Here is a 19159-nt window from a genome sequence, read left to right on the forward strand (position 1 = left end):
GGAGCCGGCGGGACGGGCCCGCGGGATCGGACCGGCCGGGCCGAACCCGCGGAGCCGGACCGGCGGGCCTGAGCCCGGCCTGTCCGTGCCACCTGCCACAATGGCCGACTCAAGCTCAGCGAGAAGGCGGTACGGGAATCGTGACGACACCCACGTTGTCCATCGAGAGCAGGATCGCCGAGGAGCTCGGCGTAGCGGAGCGGCAGGTCAGGGCCGCGGTGGAGCTGCTCGACGGGGGCTCGACCGTGCCTTTCATCGCGCGGTACCGCAAGGAAGCCACCGGCATGCTCGACGATGCGCAGCTGCGCGCCCTGGAGGAGCGGCTGCGGTATCTGCGCGAGCTGGAGGACCGCCGGTCGGCGGTGCTCGACTCGGTACGGGAGCAGGGCAAGCTGACCGAGGCCCTCGAGGCGCAGATCCGGGCGGCCGAGACCAAGGCCCGCCTTGAGGACATCTACCTGCCGTACAAGCCGAAGCGGCGTACCAAGGCGCAGATCGCCCGCGAGGCGGGGCTCGAGCCGCTGGCCGACGGCCTGTTCGGCGATCCGACGGTCGAGCCGCTCGCCGCAGCCGCCGCGTTCGTGGACGCCGACAAGAGCGTGGCGGATGCCCGGGCCGCCCTGGACGGCGCCCGTGCGATCCTCACCGAGCGCTTCGCGGAGGACGCGGACCTGATCGGTGAGCTGCGCGAGCGGATGTGGACGCGCGGCCGGCTCGTCTCCAAGGTGCACGAGGGCAAGGAGAGCGAGGGCGCCAAGTTCTCGGACTACTTCGACTTCGCCGAACCCTTCACCGAGCTCCCCTCGCACCGCGTGCTCGCGCTGCTCCGTGGCGAGAAGGAGGGCATGCTCGACCTCGTCCTGGAGCCTGAGGAGCCCGCCGAGGAGGGTGCGCCCTCCTCGTACGAGGTGATGGTGGCCGACCGCTTCGGGATCACCGACCGTGGCCGACCGGCGGACAAGTGGCTCAAGGACACGGCCCGCTGGGCCTGGCGCACCCGCATCCTGGTGCACCTCGGCATCGACCTGCGGCTTCGGCTGCGTACCGCCGCCGAGGACGAGGCGGTCAGGGTCTTCGCGGCGAACCTGCGCGATCTGCTGCTCGCCGCGCCCGCCGGCACCCGCGCGACCCTCGGCCTGGACCCCGGCTTCCGTACGGGCGTGAAGGTCGCGGTCGTCGACGCCACCGGCAAGGTCGTGGCGACCGACACCATCTACCCGCATGTCCCGGCGAACAAGTGGGACGAATCCCTGGCGAAGCTGTCGCGGCTCGCCGCCGAGCACAAGGTCGACCTGATCGCGATCGGCAACGGCACCGCCTCGCGCGAGACCGACAAGCTCGCCGGTGACCTGATCACCAGGCACCCCGAGCTGAAGCTCACCAAGGTGATGGTCTCCGAGGCGGGCGCCTCGGTGTACTCGGCCTCGGCCTTCGCCTCCCAGGAGCTGCCCGACCTCGATGTGTCGATCCGCGGCGCCGTCTCCATCGCGCGGCGCCTGCAGGACCCGCTCGCCGAGCTGGTGAAGATCGATCCGAAGTCGATCGGCGTCGGCCAGTACCAGCACGACCTGTCCGAGGTGAAGCTCTCGCGCTCCCTGGACGCGGTCGTCGAGGACTGTGTGAACGGTGTCGGCGTGGACGTGAACACCGCCTCCGCGCCGCTGCTCGCCCGGGTCTCCGGCATCGGCACGGGCCTCGCCGAGAACATCGTGGCGCACCGCGACACCAACGGTCCCTTCCGCTCCCGTTCCCGCCTCAAGGACGTGGCGCGGCTCGGCCCCAAGGCCTACGAGCAGTGCGCGGGCTTCCTGCGCATCCGCGACGGCGACGACCCGCTGGACGCCTCTGCCGTGCACCCCGAGGCGTACCCGGTGGTGCGGCGGATGGCGAAGCAGACCGGCGGTGAGGTGGCCGCGCTGATCGGCGACACGGGAACCCTGAAGTCCCTGCAGGCCGCCGATTTCGTGGACGAGACCTTCGGGCTGCCCACCGTCACGGACATCCTGCGCGAGCTGGAGAAACCGGGGCGCGACCCGCGGCCCGCGTTCAGGACGGCCACGTTCAAGGACGGCGTCGAGAAGATCGGCGACCTGGCCTCCGGGATGATCCTCGAAGGCGTCGTCACGAACGTGGCGGCGTTCGGCGCGTTCGTCGACATCGGGGTGCACCAGGACGGTCTGGTGCATGTCTCGGCGATGTCGAAGACGTTCGTGAAGGACCCGCGGGATGTGGCGAAGCCGGGCGACATCGTGAAGGTCAAGGTGCTCGATGTCGACATCCCGCGCAAGCGGATCTCCCTGACGCTGCGCCTCGACGACGAGGCCGCCAAGGACGGCGGCAGCGGCGAGCGGGAGGGCGGCGGCGGTCGCCGTGAGCGCAGCGGCCAGGGCGGCGGCGGTCGCCGTGAGCGCGGTGGCCAGGGCGGCGGGCGGCCCCCGCAGCAGCGGGACGGCGCAGGACGTCAGCAGCGCGGCGGTGGCGGCAACCGTGACCGGCGCGGTGGCGGCGGCGGTGGCCGCCCGGCACCGGCGCCCGCGAACAGCGCGATGGCGGACGCCCTGCGCAAGGCGGGCCTGATCGACCCGAAGCGCTGAGCGGCCGGGCGTACAGCTGAACGGCCGTTCAGTCGAACGTGCGGACGGGGCGGATCTCCTCATGGTGGGGTCCGCCCTTTTCGTGCGCCGCAGCAGACGGTTCAGCGCGGCATCGGACCCACCGGCACACCGGCCGTGGTCCGCGCCACGATGTACGCCTCCGCCTTCGCGTCCAGCGCTTCCCACACGTCAAAGGCGCATCACCCCCGTCCGAAGCCGGTTCCCGGCGTGCAGCGCGCGGGCGTCGGCTACGGTTCGGCGCATGGACGCGGATGTGATCGTGGTCGGCGGTGGAGTGATCGGACTCTCGGCGGCCGTGGTGCTCGCCGAGCGCGGCAGGCGGGTGCGGGTGTGGGCGCGGACGCCCGCCGAGCACTCGACCTCCGCGGTCGCCGGGGCGATCTGCTGGCCGTACCGGATCGAACCGCTGGACAAGGCGGTCGACTGGTCCGTGCGCTCACTGCGGGAGTACGAGCAGATCGCCGCGCTGGGGCCGGAGACCGGGGTGCGGATGGCCACCGGGGTGATGGCCGAGCATTCGCTCACCGATGCGTGGAGCGGCGCGCTCGCCGATGTTCGGGAGGCCACCCACCTCCCCGAGGGTTACGAGCACGGCGTCGAGGCCACGGTCCCGGTGCTCGACATGCCGGTCTATCTGCGCCACCTCACGCGGCGGCTGCTCGACGCCGGCGGCGCGGTCGAGGAACGTACGGTCACCGACCTCGCCGAACCGGCCGCCGAGGCGCCCGTGGTGGTCAACTGCCCCGGGCTCGGCGCCCGCACGCTCGTGGCGGACGACAGCGTGTACCCGGTCCGCGGGCAGCTGGTCGTGGTGGAGAACCCGGGGCTCGACCGCTGGTTCGTCGGCGGCACCGAGGCGTACGTCATCCCGCATCCCCACGGTGTCGTCCTCGGCGGCTGCGCAGAGGAGCACAACTGGAGCCAGGAACCGGACCCCGTGACGGCGGCCCGGATCGTGCAGCGGTGCGCACGGCTGTTCCCGGAGCTGGCCTCGGCCCGCGTCATCGGGCACCGTGTGGGCCTGCGCCCGGTCCGTCCCTCGGTACGGCTGGAACGTACACGGACCGCCGAAGGCACCCTGGTCGTGCACAACTACGGTCACGGCGGCGGTGGCGTGACCGCGGCCTGGGGATGCGCGCACAGCGTGGCGGAGCTTGTCGCATAGCCCGTGGCTCAGCAGGTCCCGTGGCTCAGCAGGTGTCGACGGGCCGCCCGTTCGTCACGTTGTGCCGAGCCCGCTCGTCGAGGAGCAGCGGCACGAGCGCCCGCAGCGGCTGGCGCAGGGGCACGAGCGCACCGCCTTCCCTGTCGGGCCGCACGGTGAGGCCGTGCAGGTCGATCTCGTCGCGGAGGTCCGCGAACTGCCCGGGGGTGAGGCGGTAGCCGCAGGGCGGGTCGGTGAGGACCTCGGTGGGTCCCGCGTCCTCGTTGTCGGCGCCGCCCAGGTACACGGGTCCGGCGTCGAGGTATCCGGTCCGGCGGGCTCTCTCGGTGGTGCGGGCCACTCCGAGGCCGCGTTCCCGGATGAAGGTGAACACCCCGTCGAGCGCCGTGAGCTGGGAGTTCACCCGGCGCCGGTTGTTGAGGGCCGGGTCGGCGCGCTCGGCGTCGGTGAGCGGTTCGACACGGCTCTCGATCAGCAGCCCGGCCGAGTGCTTGAGACCGGCGAGGTTCCGCAGGATCCGCTCCTGCCCGTCACCCGCGGTCTGCTTGATCCGCGCACCGGTCTCCGGGTCGGTCCAGATTCCGTACGTGCCCGTGGACAGGCCCTCGTCGAGGGCGGCAGGCCGTACATAGCGCACGGAGAGCGCCTTGGCGCTTTCGCGCACCCCCGGGTCGGTGTTGAGGTTGCGCGGCCACAGGTCGAGGAGGTCCCGGTCGTAGAACTCGGGGGTGGCGGCGTATTCGTGCAGGTCGACGATAATGTCGGGGCGTCGGTCGCGGATGATGCGGGCGAGCGCGCGGGCCTCGGCCGAGGCGAGGGTGAGATGGTCGCGGTTGACGTCGACGCCCTCGGAGTTGCCCCGGGTGCCCGCGGCGTGTCCGTCGGGGTTGGCGGCGGGGACGAGCAGGATGTCGCTGCGGTCCAGGAGCTCCAGGGTGCGCCGGTCCTCGGCGTGGGAGAGATCCCGGATGACGGACAGGCAGGCCTCCCGGCCGGTGGGTTCGTCGCCGTGCTGGGAGCAGACGACGAGCACGGTGAGCGGGGCGCGGTCGTTGGTGCCGATGCGGACCAGCTGCAGCGGCCGGTTCTGCCGGGTGGTGCCGATCCGGTCGACGCGCATCCGCACGGTCGAGCGGTCGATGCCGCGCAGGAACGCCTCCTCCTGCGCCTGCGTGGTCCAGCGGGCACCGCCGGAGGCCTCGAATCCGGTGCGGGGGCCGTTGGTGGCCGCCGCCGCCCCTTCGGGGGTGATGAGGGCGGGCGCGGCCAGCGCGGCCGCGAGCAGCGCCGCGGCGGCCGCCAGCGAGCGGGAGCGCTTCACGGGATCGGGCACCCGCGCAGGTATGGCCATGCGGCGGAAGGTACCCCGGACACGGCCCCGGCGAGAAGGGCCGCTGTGGCGGGTGACTGTGTTCACCTACGCCAATTCGTTGTCACCCAGGGGCTACCAGCAAGTAACTACTGCTGGTTGGATATGCGGGATCGCACGTTCGACCCCCACAACCTCAGGAGCTCTCTTGCCTCCCATGTCTCGTACTGCTGCCGCCGCGCTGTGCGCCCTGCTCGCCGCGGCCGGTCCGCTCGCGGCCTCGCCGGCCTCCGCCGCGTCCGCGTCCGAGTCGCAGGCGTCCACCGCGGCGAGCGAAGCCGCCACCCCCTCGCTCGACGTGCTGACGTACAACACCTTCCTGTTCAGCAAGACGCTGTACCCGAACTGGGGTCAGGACCACCGCGCGGCCGAGATACCCAAGGCCTCGTTCTTCCGCGGGCAGGACGTCGTGGTCATCCAGGAGGCCTTCGACAACTCGTCCTCCGAGGCACTTGCCTCGAACGCGCGCGCCGAGTATCCGTACCAGACGCCCGTCGTCGGGCGCACCAAGTCCGGCTGGGACGCGACGGGCGGCAGCTACTCGGTGTTCACGCCCGAGGACGGCGGCGTGACCGTGTACAGCAAGTGGCCCATCGTCCGCAAGGAGCAGTACGTCTTCCCGGACGCCTGCGGAGCGGACTGGCACTCCAACAAGGGCTTCGCCTACGTGGTCCTCGATGTGAACGGCACCCGGGTGCACCTGGTCGGAACGCATCTGCAGTCCACGGATCCCGGCTGCGACTCCGGTGAGGCGGCCGCGATGCGCAGCGCCCAGCTGAAGGACATCGACGCGTTCCTGGACGCCAAGGCGATCCCCGCCTCGGAGCAGGTGATCGTCGCGGGCGACCTGAACGTGGACTCGCACAGCGCCGAGTACGCCTCGATGCTCGCGGACGGCGGCCTGGTGGGGGCGGACGCCCGCACCGGGCACCCGTACTCCTTCGACACCGCGGAAAACTCCATCTCCGCGGACCGTTACCCCGGCTACGCCAGCGAGGACCTGGACTACGTGCTGCACCGGGCCGGGCACGCCCGCCCCGCGGGCTGGACCAACGACGTGGTCAAGGAGCAGTCCGCTCCCTGGACGGTGAGCAGCTGGGGCACGTCGTACACGTACACGAACCTGTCGGACCACTACCCGGTGGTCGCTTCGGGCTCCTGACGCCGCCACGCCGGTGCCGCACGGCCGGTCCTGCCCCTTCCGCGGGGGCGGGACCGGCCGCGCGCTTCTCCCGGACCGTACGGCTCCCGGCGCCCCCGCTCCCGCACTGCGTCGCCGGGGACCGTTTCGCACCGGTGGTGAGACAGCAATACTGTTGCACCGCAGTGATGCAAGGTGCCGGGCCACCGCGGGGACATCCGCCGTACGCGTCCGGGCACAGGACGAGGCGAGGCGGAAGCGAGGCCGTGAGCAATGACCACCCGGGCCGAGGGGCAGCCTGTACGGGGTGAGGCAGCCGAGGGGCAGCCCGTGCGGGATGAGGCAGGGGACGAGGCGTCCGGGGCACACCCGTCGCCCTCCGAGGGCTGTGCGCCGCCGCGCCGGGGCTACGAACCCTCGCTGACCGTCGACGAGTTGGCGGCCCGCGCGGGCGTCACGGTGCGCACCGTGCGCTTCTACAGCACCCGCGGCCTGCTGCCGCCGCCGTCGATCGGGCCCCGCCGGGTCGGCCGGTACGGGGCGGCGCATCTGTCGCGGCTCGCGCTGATCGAGGAGCTGCAGCACCACGGTATGACGCTCGCGGCGATCGAACGGTACATGGAGCAGCTGCCCGCCGACATGACCGCGCACGACCTGGCCATCCACCGTGCGCTCGTGGCCAGCTGGATCCCCGAGGGTGCCACCGAGATGAGCCGGGAGCAGCTGGCCCGGCGCGCGGGCGGCGAGCTGACGGACTCCGACGTGAACCGGCTCGCGGCGATGAGCGTCCTCGAACACACCGAGGACCCCGACACCTTCCGTATCGACCCGGGTCTGCTGCATCTGGGTCTGCGGCTGCTCGACGTGCCGATCGCGCACGACACGATCCTCGCCGCGCGCGATGTGATGCTGGAGCACTCGCGGCAGGCGGCCAAGGAGCTGACGCGGCTCTTCCAGGACGAGGTGTGGGCGCCCTACCGCGAGCGTGCCTCGGATCCCAAGGCCGTCGAGGCGATGAAGTCGCTCTCGGCCGAGATGCAGCCGATGGTGGTGCAGGCGCTGGTCACCGCCTTCCAGCGTTCCCTGAAGGACGAGCTGCGGAGCCGGTACGCCGAAGGGCCTCAGAGGACGGAACAGGGATGATCCGTCTCACCGAACGCCCGGTACAGGGCAGTTCCCGTGAGACGGATCATCCCGTCAAGCGCTGCTCGGTCAGCCGCTACTTGTCCGCGAAACGCTCGCCCTTCTCGGCCTTCTCGACCAGGAGGGCCGGGGGCTGGAAGCGGTCGCCGTAGGCCTCGGCGAGTTCCCGGGCGCGGGCGACGAAGCCGGCCGGGCCGGTACCTCCCCCGGCGCCGCCGTCGTAGCCGTTGATGTACTGCAGGACACCGCCGGTCCAGCCGGGGAAGCCGATGCCGAAGATCGAGCCGATGTTGGCATCGGCGACCGAGGTGAGGACGCCCTCCTCCAGGAGCCGCACGGTGTCGAGGGCCTCGGAGAACAGCATCCGCTCCTGCATGTCGCGGAACGGGATCTCGTATCCGGGCTTGGTGAAGTGCTCGCGCAGCCCGGGCCAGAGCGCGCCGCGCTTGCCGTCCTCGCCGTACTCGTAGAAGCCGGCACCCGAGGAGCGGCCCTTGCGGTCGAACTCGTCGATCATCCGGTCGATGACGCCCTCGGCCGGGTGCGTCTCCCAGGTGCCGCCCTCGGCCTCGATCGCCCGGCGGGTCTCCTGGCGGATCTTGCGGGGCAGCGTGAAGGTCAGCTCGTCCATGAGCGAGAGGACCTTCGCCGGGTAGCCCGCCTGGGCCGCGGCCTGCTCGACGGACGCGGGCTCGATGCCCTCGCCGACCATCGCGACGCCCTCGTTGATGAAGTGACCGATGACGCGTGAGGTGAAGAAGCCTCGCGAGTCGTTGACCACGATCGGGGTCTTGTTGATCTGCCGGACCAGGTCGAAGGCGCGGGCGAGGGCCTCCTCGCCGGTGCGCTCGCCCTTGATGATCTCGACGAGCGGCATCTTGTCGACGGGCGAGAAGAAGTGCAGGCCCACGAAGTCGGCCTGGCGCTCCACGCCTTCGGCGAGCGCGGTGATCGGGAGCGTGGAGGTGTTGGAGCACAGCAGCGCGTCGGGTTCGACGACGTCCTGGATCTCCTGGAAGACCTTGTGCTTGAGCGCCGGGTCCTCGAAGACCGCCTCGATGACCGCGTCGCAGCCCGCGAGGTCCGCCGGGTCGGCGGTCGGGGTGATGCGCGCGAGCAGGGCATCGGCCTTCTCCTGCGTGGTGCGGCCGCGGGAGACGGCCTTCGTGCAGAGCTTCTCGCTGTAGCCCTTGCCCTTGGCGGCGGACTCGGCGGAGACGTCCTTGAGGACGACCTCGATGCCCGCGCGGGCGCAGGAGTACGCGATGCCGGCGCCCATCATGCCCGCGCCGAGCACGGCGACCTTGCGGACCTCGCGGGGCTCGACGCCCTTCGGGCGGTTGGCGCCGGAGTTGACCGCCTGCAGGTCGAAGAAGAACGCCTGCATCATGTTCTTCGCGGTCTGTCCGGTGACCAGCTCGGTGAAGTAGCGGGCCTCGATGACCAGCGCGTTCTCGAAGTCGACCTGGGAGCCCTCGACGGCCGCGGCGAGGATGTTGCGCGGGGCCGGGTAGGGGGCGCCGTTCAGCTGCTTCTTGAGGTTGGCCGGGAAGGCCGGGAGGTTCGCGGCGAACTTGGGGTTGGCCGGGGTGCCGCCGGGGATCTTGTAGCCGGGCTTGTCCCAGGGCTGCTGCGATTCGGGGTTCGCCTCGATGAACGCGCGGGCCTTGGCGAGCATCTCCTCGGGGGTGGCCGCGAGTTCGTGCACCAGACCGTTGTCGAGGGCCCGCTTCGGGTTGTACTGGGTGCCCTGCAGCAGCACCTTGAGCAGCGCGTCGGCGATGCCCATGAGACGTACGGTACGGGTCACGCCGCCGCCCGCGGGCAGCAGGCCGAGGGTGACCTCGGGCAGGCCGATCTTCGAACCGGGGGCGTCGAGGGCGATGCGGTGGTGGCTGGCGAGCGCGATCTCGTAACCGCCGCCGAGGGCCGCGCCGTTGATGGCGGCGACGACGGGAACGCCGAGGGTCTCGATGCGGCGCAGCGAGGACTTGATGCCGGTGCCGGTCTCGAAGACCGCCTGGGCGTCCTCGGGCCCGGCCTTCATCATCTCCTTGAGGTCACCGCCGGCGAAGAAGGTCTTCTTCGCGGAGGTGTAGATGATGCCGCGGATGGATTCCTTCTCGGCCTCGGCCCGGTCGGCGATCGCGGCGATGGAGTCCTTGAACGCCTGGTTCATGGTGTTCGCGGACTGATTGGGATCATCGAGAACAAGCGTGACGATCCCGTCCTCGCCCTGCTCCCAGCGGATGGTGGTGCTCTGCGTCATGATTCGGTCTCCGTGAAGTCTTCGGTGCGAAAGTACGTTGGCGGGAGGCGCCTCATCGTTGGGCGCCGGGCAGGGGACAGCGGCCAAGCCGCCTGTCTTCAGGGGCGCGGGGAACTGCGCGACCAGCCGCCCCCAACCGCAGGCGGCAAACCACAACCGCCCCTACGGCGGGAGGCCCTACACCCGCTCCACAACCGTGGCGATGCCCATACCGCCCCCGACACACAAGGTCGCCAGCCCGTACCGCTTGTCCTGCCGCTCCAACTCGTCGACGAGCGTGCCCAGAATCATCGCCCCGGTCGCACCGAGCGGGTGCCCAAGCGCAATCGCGCCACCGTTGACATTGACCTTGTCCAAGGACAGCCCCATGTCCTTGACAAAGCGCAGAACCACGGCCGCAAAGGCCTCGTTGATCTCGACCAGATCGATGTCATCGATGGTCAGCCCGGCCTTGGTCAAAGCCTTCCGCGTCGCCGGGGCGGGCCCCGTCAACATGATCGTCGGTTCGGAGCCGGAAACCGCCGCCGAGACGATCCGCGCCCGCGGCGTCAGCCCGTTCCGCTCCCCCGCCTCCTTCGACCCGATCGCCACCAGCGAGGATCCGTCCACGATCCCGGAGGAGTTGCCCGCGTGGTGGACGTGGTCGATCTTCTCCACCCAGTGGTACCGCTGCAGCGCCACCGCGTCGAAGCCGCCGAGGTCACCGATGTCCGCGAAGGACGGCTTCAGCTTGGCCAGCGATTCGGCCGTCGTACCGGGCCGCGGGAACTCGTCCCGGTCGAGGACGGTCAGCCCGCTGCGGTCCCGTACGGGAATCACCGAGCGCTCGAAGCGGCCCTCCTTGATGGCGTTCGCGGCCCGCTCCTGGGAGAGCGCCGCGTACTCGTCGACATCCCTGCGGCTGAAGCCTTCGATGGTGGCGATGAGGTCCGCGCCGATGCCCTGCGGGGCGAAGTTGGTGTCCCAGTTGGTCATCGGGTCGGCGAACCAGGCGCCGCCGTCGGATCCCATCGGCACGCGCGACATCGACTCGACGCCGCCCGCGAGCACCAGGTCCTCCCAGCCGGAACGGACCTTCATCGCCGCCATGTTGACCGCTTCGAGGCCCGAGGCGCAGAAGCGGTTCTCCTGGACGCCGGCCACCGTGTCCGGCAGCCCGGCCGCGATCGCGGCGATCCGGGCGATGTCCGAGCCCTGGTCGCCGACCGGGCCGACGACACCGAGCACGATGTCGTCGATCGTGGCCGGGTCGAGGCCGGGGTTACGGCTCTGGATCTCCTTGATCAGGCCGGTCACCAGGTCGATGGGCTTGGTGCCGTGCAGGGACCCATTTGCCTTGCCGCGACCGCGCGGGGTGCGGATCGCGTCGTAGACGTACGCTTCGGTGCTCACGAATCAAGCCCTTCCAGGGGTGCGGTTGTGGGAGAGTCCATCAGGTCCATCGGGGCATCGGGCCCATCGGGTTCTACGGCAGCAGCGACCGGCCGATGATCTCCTTCATGATCTCGGTGGTCCCGCCGTAGATGGTCTGGATACGGCCGTCGGTGAAGGCGCGCGCCACGCGGTATTCGGTCATGTAGCCGTAGCCGCCGTGCAGCTGGAGGCAGCGGTCGGCGACGCGTTTCTGCAGTTCGGTGGCCCACCACTTGGCCATCGAGGCATGGACGTGGTCGAGTACGCCGTTCGCGTGATCCTCGATGCAGCGGTCGAGGAACGTCCGGGTGACGGCGCATTCGGTGGCCATCTCGGCGATCTCGAAGCGGATGTGCTGCAGCTTGGCGAGCTTGCGCCCGAAGGCCTCGCGTTCCTGCACGTACTCCATGGTGATCTCGAGGAGGTGCTCGGCGGCGGAGATCGCGGCGACCGCGATGCCCATGCGCTCCTGGGCGAGGTTGGTCATCAGGTGCAGGAAGGCGCCGTCGAGGTCGCCGAGCAGGTTCTCCTTGGGCACCTTGACGTCCCGGAAGAACAGCTCGGCGGTGTCCTGCGCCTTCTGCCCGATCTTGTCGAGGTTGCGGCCACGCTCGAAGCCCTTCATACCGCGCTCGACGACGAGGAGGGAGAGTCCCTTGGCGCCGCCTTCCGGGGTCGTGCGGGCGACGACGATCACCAGGTCGGCGAGGATGCCGTTGGAGATGAAGGTCTTCGAGCCGTTGAGCAGCCAGTGGTCGCCCTTGTCCTCGGCGTGCGTCCTGATGCCCTGGAGGTCGGAGCCCGCGCCGGGTTCCGTCATCGCGATCGCGGAGATGATCTCGCCGGAGCAGAAGCCGGGCAGCCAGCGCCGCTTCTGCTCGTCGGTGGCGAGCGAGGTCAGATACGGGCCGATGATGTCGTTGTGCAGGCCGACCGCGAGCCCCGAGGCGCCGGCCCGGGTGAACTCTTCGGCGAGCACGGCCGAGAACCGGAAGTCGGTGTTGCCGCCGCCCCCGTACTCCTCGGGCACGGCGAGCCCGAGCAGTCCTTGCTTGCCGGCCGCGCGCCAGGCTTCGCGGGAGACGATGCCGTCCTTCTCCCACTGCTCGTGGTGCGGCACCACCTCGCGCTCCAGGAAGGTGCGCACGGTGGTGCGGAAGGCCTCGTGCTCCTCGCCGTAGAGCCTGCGCTCCATGCGCTGGGGTCCTGCGGGGCCGGTCATGCCTGCTCCTTCTCGTCGCTGCTCGGTGTGCCGGGGGCGTGGGCGTCGGTGTGGGCGTCGGCATGGGCGCCAGGCGCGGTCTCGTGGCGCAGGCCCGGGATGTCCCAGTCGCGGGCCACGTCCTCGGTGTGCGCTCCGGGCAGGGCGGGCCCGGTGCGTACGGCGCCGGGGGTCGCGGAGAAGCGCGGTGCGGGGGCGGGCTGGGTGATGCCGGAGTGTTCGACGAAGGTCCCGCGCTCCTTGAGGTGCGGATGCTCGGCGGCCTCGCGCAGGGAGAGAACGGGGGCCACGCAGGCGTCGGAGTCCTGGAAGACGGCCGTCCACTCCTCCCTCGTACGGGTCCTGAACCGGGCCGCGATCGCTTCGCGCAGCTCACCCCAGCGGGCGAGGTCCTTGCGGGCGGGCGCTTCGTCGGCGAGGCCCAGGAGCCGCATGAACTCCTCGTAGAACTGCTGCTCCAAGGCGCCGACGGCCATGTGCCCGCCGTCCGCGGTCTCGTAGGTGCCGTAGAACGGACAGCCGCCGTCGAGGAGGTTGACGCCGCGGCGGTCCTGCCAGCCACCGGCCGCCATCATGCCGTGGATCATGGCCGAGAGATGGGCGGTCCCGTCCACGATGGCGGCGTCGACGACCTGGCCCTCACCGGTGCTGCGGGCGTGCTGGAGCGCGGCGAGCACACCGACGACGAGGTAGAGGGAGCCGCCCGCGTAGTCGCCGAGAAGGTTCGCGGGGACGACGGGGGGCTCGTCCGGCTTGCCGATCATGCCGAGGGCGCCGGTGACGGCGATGTACGAGACATCGTGCCCGGCGCGCGGGGCCAGCTGTCCCTTCTGACCCCAGCCGGTCATCCGGCCGTACACCAGGCGGGGGTTGCGGGCGTGGCACTGCTCCGGGCCGACGCCGAGGCGTTCGGCGACGCCCGGGCGGTAGCCCTCGACGAGGATGTCCGCGCGCTCGACCAGGTCGAGGACGCAGGCCGCTCCCTGCCTGGACTTGAGGTCGACGATCACGGACCTCTTGTTGCGGTTCGTGATGTCGTACTCGGCCTGGATGCCGATGCCCGCTCCGCCCGGCCGGTCGACCCGTACGACGTCCGCGCCGAGGTCGGCGAGGAGCATCGCGGCGAAGGGGCCGGGGCCGATGCCCGCGAGCTCGACCACCCGGACCCCCGCGAGTGGGCCGTTGCCGCCGTTCCCTGCCATTCGAACCCCCTGCGTCCGCTGGTGAGTTGTCGCGGGGATGCGGCCCGCTCCGACTGTGACACAACTGCTGTAACATCAGCGATGTTAGGAACGGGGACCTGCGAAGGCAAGGCTTCCCGAGCAAGCGCTTGATTTTCCCGGAGTGTGGCGGACCCGGCCGAGCGGCGCACCTCCCGTTCCCGGGCCGGGCCGCCTCCCGTCCTGGCCGGGGCCCTTGCACCGGCCCCTGACGCGCACGCTAGCCTCGGCCACCGACATCGGCGCGGGGGCAGGCTGAAGGGTGCGGGATGACTGAGCGGGATGCGGCGGAGCGGCGTATGTACGACCTCGTGCTGTACGGGGCGACCGGGTTCGTCGGGACACTGACCGCCGAGTATCTGGCGCGCCACGCACCCGAGGGCCTGCGCTGGGCCATCGCGGGGCGCAGCACGGGCAGGCTGGAGCGGCTGCGCGAACGGCTCGCCGGGACCGGCCCGCGGGCCGCGGACCTCGCCGTACTCACCGTCGATTCCGGTGACCGCGAGGGCCTTCGGGAACTCGCCGCCTCCGCACGGGTCGTGGCCACCACCGTCGGCCCCTACGTCCGGTACGGGCACGAGCTGGTCGCGGCCTGCGCCGAGCTGGGCACCGACTGTCTGGACCTGTCCGGCGAACCGGAGTTCGTGGACGTCACCTACGTACGGCACGACGCGCGGGCCCGCGAGACCGGCGCCCGCCTCGTGCACGCCTGCGGCTTCGACTCGGTGCCGCACGACCTCGGCGTCTACTACACGGTCAAGCAGCTGCCCGCGGACGTACCGCTGCGGATCGACGGCTACGTACGGGCCTCGGCGATGTTCTCCGGCGGCACGTTCGCCTCCGCACTCGGCCAGTTCGCCCGCGGACCGCAGATGGCCGCCGCAGCCCAGGACCGGCGCCGCCACCAGCCCCGTCTGGTGGGCCGCCGCGCCTACGCCCCGGTCGGCGCGCCCCACTACGCGGGCGAGGTCGGCGCCTGGGCACTTCCGCTGCCGACGATCGACGCGCAGGTCGTGCAGCGTTCGGCGCGTGCCCTGGAACAGTACGGGCCTGACTTCCGCTACCGCCACTATGCCGCGGTCCGGACGCTGCCGGTCGCCTTCGGCTCCGTCGCGGTGCTCGGTTCGTTGCTCGCGGCCGCCCAGGTGCCGCCCGTACGGCACTGGTTGTCCTCGAGGCTGGCTCCCGGCGAGGGCCCGAGCGAGGAGCGCCGCGCCCGCAGCTGGTTCTCCGTCCGCTTCGTCGGCGAGGGAGGGGGCCGCCGGGTCTACACGGAAGTGTCCGGCGGCGATCCCGGTTACGGCGAGACCGCCAAGATCCTGGCGGAGTCGGCCCTCGCGCTCCTCTTCGACGACCTGCCGAAGACCGCCGGCCAGGTGACGCCGGCCGAGGCGATGGGCGATGCGCTCATCGCACGGCTGCAGGCGGCGGGGATCCGATTCCGGGTGGCGGCGGTGCGCTGAGGCCTGTCCGGCGGATCATGCGGCCGACGCGTGGGTCTGATCCGCCGGACACCCGCCGAGGCGGCCGGGGGCCATGCCGCACGCCGACGCCGGTCTCGCCGCGAGGCGCATCCTGGGGGCGCGTCAGGACGTGAAGGCGGATCAGGGCGTGAAGGTGTACCGGGGCGTGAAGGTGTACCGGGGCGTGAAAACGCGTCAGGGCGTGAAGACGTAGGGCACCGTCACGTCGAGTTGCTCGAAGCCGAGCCGTTCCAGGATCGGACGGCTGGTCGGCAGTGCGTCGACCTGCAGGTAGCGGACTCCGCGGGCCGAGGCCAGCGCGGCGCGATGGGCGACGAGGGCGCGGTAGAGGCCGCGGCCGCGGTACGCGGGGAGCGTGCCGCCGCCCCACAGTCCCGCGAAGTCCGCACCCGAGGTGAACTCGATCCGGGCGGCGGCGACCGGCCGCTGCCCCGCCATCACCAGCGTCATCACGAAGCTGTCCGGCGCGTGGGCGAGGCGGTCGAGCAGCTGCTGCTGCAGGCGGTCACTGTCGGCTCCGAAGGCCAGCCGGTGCACCTCGGCGGCGAGTGCGATACCCGCCTCATCGGTCGCGTCCACCAGGCGCAGCCCGTCGCCGAGGGCGCCCGCCTCGGGCTGCTCGGCCGCCTCGGCGACCATGAGGCTCTCCGGCTCCTCGGCGGCCAGGCCCGCTCGTGCGAGCCGCTCCCCCAGGTCGGCGGGCCGGTCGTGCCCGTACGTCTTCCACTCGAACTCGACGCCCAGCGCCCCGAAATGGCCTATCTGCTCGGCGATCACCGCGTCGGCGGTCGACTCGTCGAGACCGGACCACACCACGCAGTTCCAGTCCCCTGCTGCTCCGCTCTGCCGGACCACCGTTCCGGTGTCCTCGACGCGGACACCGGAGTGGTCCGGCGCCGCCTCGCGTCGCATCTGCCGGTCGAACAGGCGGAGTACTTTCTGATGTTCCATGCGGGAAGGGGAGCATCCGCGGGCGGGCCGCACAAATGGTTTTCGGTCGGCGTCCGGCTGTCCGTACGGAGTCCGGCGACGGCTACGCGGATGCGCGCTGCAAGGCCCGCCGGCACAGCGCGTCCGCCCGGCGGGTCGTCTCCGGCAGCCGGTAACGAGGTGTCAGATGGAGAGTGTGGGCGCAGGCCCGAGCCAGCGAGATCCGGTGTCCCACCGAGACGAAGACCGGCTTCACCCCGCTGCGGGTGCGCACGGCCCGGCCGACCTCTTCGCCACCGTCCATCAGCGCCGCCGTGGAACCGCGCACGGCGCCCGGCTCCTCGTAGGAGAAGGTGAAGGGGTTCTTCGCGATGCCGATCGCCGGCAGTCCGGTGAGCACTCCCAGGTGCGCCGCGAGGCCGAATCTGCGTGGGTGCGCAAGACCGTAGCCGTCACAGACGACAAGCCCCGGCTCCGCGTCGAGCGCGCCGAGTGCGGCGCGGACGGCCGGGAGTTCACGGAAGGCCAGGAGTCCGGGAACGTACGGGAAGGAGATCCGGCCGACCGCCGTGGCCTCCTCGACCACCTCGAGGCTCTCCGCGTCGAGCACCACGGCCGCGGCGGCGACGAGGTCGCGTGCGTCGTCATAGGCCACGTCGACCCCGGTGACATGCCCGCGCCCCGGCTCGGGGCCTTCCTCGTCGAGCACGACCCGCGCCCGCAGTTGGTCCTGCACGGCACGGGCCTGCGCCTCGGTGCCGGGCCAGTCGGCGGGAACGGGCGCGGTGACGGGCGCGGTGACAGGCGCGGGGGCGGGCGGGGGCGCTGGGGGCGTGAGGTGCGTGAGGTGCTCCATGGTGGGTCGAGGGTACGTGAGCTCCGCGCGCACCCGGCCGCTCAGAGCGTCGGTTCGGCGATCATCGCCAGCAGCCGCGCATGGGTGTCGGCGTCCGCCGCGGCCACAAGTCCCCGGCTCCCGGGGCCGATCGGAACGCCGTCGAGGTCCGTGACCACGCAGCCGGCCGCGCGGCACAGGGCGATCCCGGCCGCGAAGTGCACGCTCCCGCAGAGGTCTGCGCCGTCCGTCACGTAGGCCGCGCGCCGGCCCGCCGCCACCCAGGCGAGGGCCAGGGTCGTCGAGACGACGCGCGGGCGGAAACCGGCGATGAACCCGGGGTGGGACAGGAGGTCGACCGCACGGAATCCGGGGGCACTCGGGAAGGGCGGGTCGAGGTTGACGTCGACGAGGCAGGTGGCGGCGGTCGGGGTGAGCGGGGTGTCCGCACCCTCCCTGCGCACCCAGGCGCGCCTGCCGTCAGTGGCGTGGACCTCGCCGCCGAACGGGTCGGCCACCGCGGCGGCCGCGCCACCGCGCAGCGCCACGTTGACCGCGACGAGCATGGCGCCGGAGGCGTAGTTGAGCGTTCCGCACAGCGGGTCCACCAGCCACTCACGGCCGGCGGCCGCGGCGCCTCGGCGGCCGCCCTCCTCGCCGAGGATCGCGTCCTCGGGACGGGCGGCGCGCAGGACGCCGAGGATCGCCTCCTCGGCCGCGACATCGGCGGCGGTGGCGAAGTCCCCGGCTCCCTTGTCGATCCGGGTCAGGTCCCGCCCGTACATCCCGCGTACGACATCCGCTCCGGCGCGGACCGCGGCGACAGCCACTTCGGCATCGGCCGTGCGGGCTTCGGCGTTCCGGGCCGCGTCGGCTGCTTCACCCGGCCTCGAATCCGCGGAAGAATCGATCATGCGTGCACCTTAACGGGCCCTGCGGTCCGCTCCCGTGCGGACCGCGGGTGCCCGGGTCGGCCTGGCGAGTCCTCACCGCTCCAGGCGTGCGATCCGCCCCTGCTCACCGGCTGCCCAGCAGCCGAAGTCGCGGGCGCAGTCCACGCTGTCGAAGGAGCCGTCGTCGAAGACGTGCCAGCTGCGGCCGCCGTCGAAGGTGATGTCCGTGCCGGTCGGGCCGACCGCGAGCGCGACGGAGCGCGTATGCGGCACCCAGGTCACGCCCGAGCGGTACGCCGGCGGGGGTTCGGCGGCGGCCTGCCAGCTGCTGCCGCCGTCGCCGCTGACCGCCGCGGCCTGCGGAGAGTCCTGATCGGGCCGGTAGTCGCCGCCGACGGCGATGCCCTGCGTACGGGAGCGGAAGGCGAGCGCGAAAACCCCTCGCGCGCCCTCGCCCGCCGGGATCGTCGTCTCGGCGGCCGTCCAGGTCAGACCACGGTCCGAGGAGTGCAGGACACGGGACCTCGCGCCGCCGCCGGTCGCAAGCCACACATCGGAGCGGCCCTGGCTGACCAGGCACTGCCCGCTGGCCGCGAAGCCCGCCTCGCCCGGCAGCGCCTCCACCATCCCCTCGCTCGGCAGCACCCGCCAGCTGCGGCCGCCGTCGCCCGTCGACAGGATGCGGAACTTCCCGTCGACGGGATCGCTCATGGCAAGGCCGTTGCGCCGGTCGAAGAAGGTCATACAGTCGTAGAACGCCTCGGGCTCGTCATTGCGGAAGGATTCGGTCCAGCTCCGACCGCCGTCCTCCGTGCGGAAGACCCGCGAGGCCTCGCCCGGGCCGATGGCGAGCACCACGGCGCGCCGACGGTCGAAGGCCTCGATATCGCGGAACAGGAGCTCACCGGCGCCGGGCGGCGAGACATCCGCCCAGCTGCTGCCGCCGTCGGTGGTCCGCAGCACGGTTCCCTCGGAGCCCGCCACCCAGGCGGTGCTCCGGCTGACGGCGGCAAGCCCGCGGAAGCGTGCCTCGGTGCCGCTGGGCTTGAGGTCCCAGTCAAGGTGCCGCGCATACGTCGACAGATCGACGTTCTCCGCACCAGCCGCACCGGCCGCGTCGGCCACACCCGCCGCGCTCGTCGTACGGCCTGTGCCCGCCGCGCTCGTCGTACGGCCCGTACCCGCCGCGCCGCCCGCCCCACTGCCCTCGGCCGCCTGTGCGGGACCGCTGAGCACTGCCGCCACCGCCGCGACACAGGCCGCGGCGGCCACCATCCGACTCGACTTCCTCATGGCTGTCATGCGCGGCGAAGCTAGTCGACCCGCACCGGGGCGTCCAGAGGGCCCTCCCGAGCACCGTACGGGCCCAACGTCATGCGGGGTGAGGGGTGTTGAACCTCCGCTACACGGTGCGGACCTCTGTAGTCAATCGGCGGTATCCCCCGCGCGGCGGTCGCGGT

General features: G+C 71.7%; 15 protein-coding genes. 6 read left to right on the forward strand and 9 right to left on the reverse strand.

Features of this window, described 5'->3' with window-relative positions; genetic code table 11:
* Positions 1-140 precede the first annotated feature (140 nt).
* The gene (locus ACLF6P_RS26215) at positions 141-2594 is read left to right on the forward strand and encodes a Tex family protein (protein ID WP_415953493.1); all 2454 of its coding nucleotides are present in this window, start codon (positions 141-143) and stop codon (positions 2592-2594) included.
* A gap of 262 nt (positions 2595-2856) precedes the next feature.
* The gene (locus ACLF6P_RS26220; RefSeq protein WP_415953494.1) at positions 2857-3780 is read left to right on the forward strand and encodes an FAD-dependent oxidoreductase; all 924 of its coding nucleotides are present in this window, start codon (positions 2857-2859) and stop codon (positions 3778-3780) included.
* Between the two features lie 25 nt (positions 3781-3805).
* Here ACLF6P_RS26220 and ACLF6P_RS26225 read toward each other — a convergent pair whose 3' ends face one another.
* A complete protein-coding gene (locus ACLF6P_RS26225; RefSeq protein ID WP_415953496.1) occupies positions 3806-5131 on the reverse strand; it encodes a M14 family metallopeptidase in 1326 nt (441 codons plus the stop codon).
* Positions 5132-5306: 175 nt separating this feature from the next.
* Between ACLF6P_RS26225 and sph the strand changes: the two genes are divergently transcribed.
* Both sph and ACLF6P_RS26235 read left to right on the forward strand, forming a co-directional pair.
* Positions 5307-6311, forward strand: coding sequence for a sphingomyelin phosphodiesterase (gene sph, locus ACLF6P_RS26230; protein WP_415953498.1), 1005 nt, complete (start codon positions 5307-5309; stop codon positions 6309-6311).
* 309 nt (positions 6312-6620) lie between these two features.
* Positions 6621-7433 carry a MerR family transcriptional regulator gene (locus ACLF6P_RS26235; RefSeq protein WP_415953500.1) on the forward strand — a complete coding sequence of 271 codons (813 nt, stop codon included), beginning with the start codon at positions 6621-6623 and terminating at the stop codon, positions 7431-7433.
* 76 nt (positions 7434-7509) lie between these two features.
* On the opposite strand, the gene ACLF6P_RS26240 is transcribed toward ACLF6P_RS26235, so the two are convergent.
* The 4 genes from ACLF6P_RS26240 to ACLF6P_RS26255 form a co-directional block, all read right to left on the reverse strand.
* A complete protein-coding gene (locus ACLF6P_RS26240) occupies positions 7510-9702 on the reverse strand; it encodes a 3-hydroxyacyl-CoA dehydrogenase NAD-binding domain-containing protein (RefSeq protein WP_415953502.1) in 2193 nt (730 codons plus the stop codon).
* 177 nt (positions 9703-9879) lie between these two features.
* Positions 9880-11094: an acetyl-CoA C-acetyltransferase gene (locus ACLF6P_RS26245; protein ID WP_415953504.1), complete on the reverse strand. Its 1215-nt coding sequence runs from the start codon at positions 11092-11094 to the stop codon at positions 9880-9882.
* A 73-nt stretch (positions 11095-11167) separates the two neighbouring features.
* Complete coding sequence (locus ACLF6P_RS26250) at positions 11168-12310, reverse strand: acyl-CoA dehydrogenase family protein (RefSeq protein ID WP_415953771.1); 1143 nt, start codon at positions 12308-12310, stop codon at positions 11168-11170.
* Positions 12311-12333: 23 nt separating this feature from the next.
* On the reverse strand, positions 12334-13539 hold the full coding sequence (locus tag ACLF6P_RS26255; protein ID WP_415953506.1) for a CaiB/BaiF CoA transferase family protein: 1206 nt from the start codon (positions 13537-13539) through the stop codon (positions 12334-12336).
* 287 nt (positions 13540-13826) lie between these two features.
* Between ACLF6P_RS26255 and ACLF6P_RS26260 the strand changes: the two genes are divergently transcribed.
* Complete coding sequence (locus ACLF6P_RS26260) at positions 13827-15020, forward strand: saccharopine dehydrogenase family protein (RefSeq protein ID WP_415953507.1); 1194 nt, start codon at positions 13827-13829, stop codon at positions 15018-15020.
* Positions 15021-15093: 73 nt separating this feature from the next.
* Positions 15094-15234, forward strand: a complete 141-nt coding sequence (locus ACLF6P_RS26265; protein ID WP_415953509.1) for a hypothetical protein — start codon at positions 15094-15096, stop codon at positions 15232-15234.
* Here ACLF6P_RS26265 and ACLF6P_RS26270 read toward each other — a convergent pair.
* From ACLF6P_RS26270 to ACLF6P_RS26285, 4 genes are all read right to left on the reverse strand, one after another.
* Positions 15216-15992 carry a GNAT family N-acetyltransferase gene (locus tag ACLF6P_RS26270; RefSeq protein ID WP_415953511.1) on the reverse strand — a complete coding sequence of 259 codons (777 nt, stop codon included), beginning with the start codon at positions 15990-15992 and terminating at the stop codon, positions 15216-15218. The two genes, ACLF6P_RS26265 and ACLF6P_RS26270, sit on opposite strands and share 19 nt — an antisense overlap.
* An 82-nt stretch (positions 15993-16074) precedes the next feature.
* The gene (locus ACLF6P_RS26275; protein WP_415953513.1) at positions 16075-16827 is read right to left on the reverse strand and encodes an endonuclease V; all 753 of its coding nucleotides are present in this window, start codon (positions 16825-16827) and stop codon (positions 16075-16077) included.
* Between the two features lie 41 nt (positions 16828-16868).
* Positions 16869-17720: an inositol monophosphatase family protein gene (locus ACLF6P_RS26280; protein WP_415953515.1), complete on the reverse strand. Its 852-nt coding sequence runs from the start codon at positions 17718-17720 to the stop codon at positions 16869-16871.
* 72 nt (positions 17721-17792) lie between these two features.
* Positions 17793-19001 carry a beta propeller repeat protein gene (locus ACLF6P_RS26285; protein WP_415953517.1) on the reverse strand — a complete coding sequence of 403 codons (1209 nt, stop codon included), beginning with the start codon at positions 18999-19001 and terminating at the stop codon, positions 17793-17795.
* Positions 19002-19159 lie beyond the last annotated feature (158 nt).

The sequence above is a fragment of the Streptomyces lothianensis genome, from assembly GCF_047779955.1.
Taxonomy (GTDB): Bacteria; Actinomycetota; Actinomycetes; order Streptomycetales; family Streptomycetaceae; genus Streptomyces.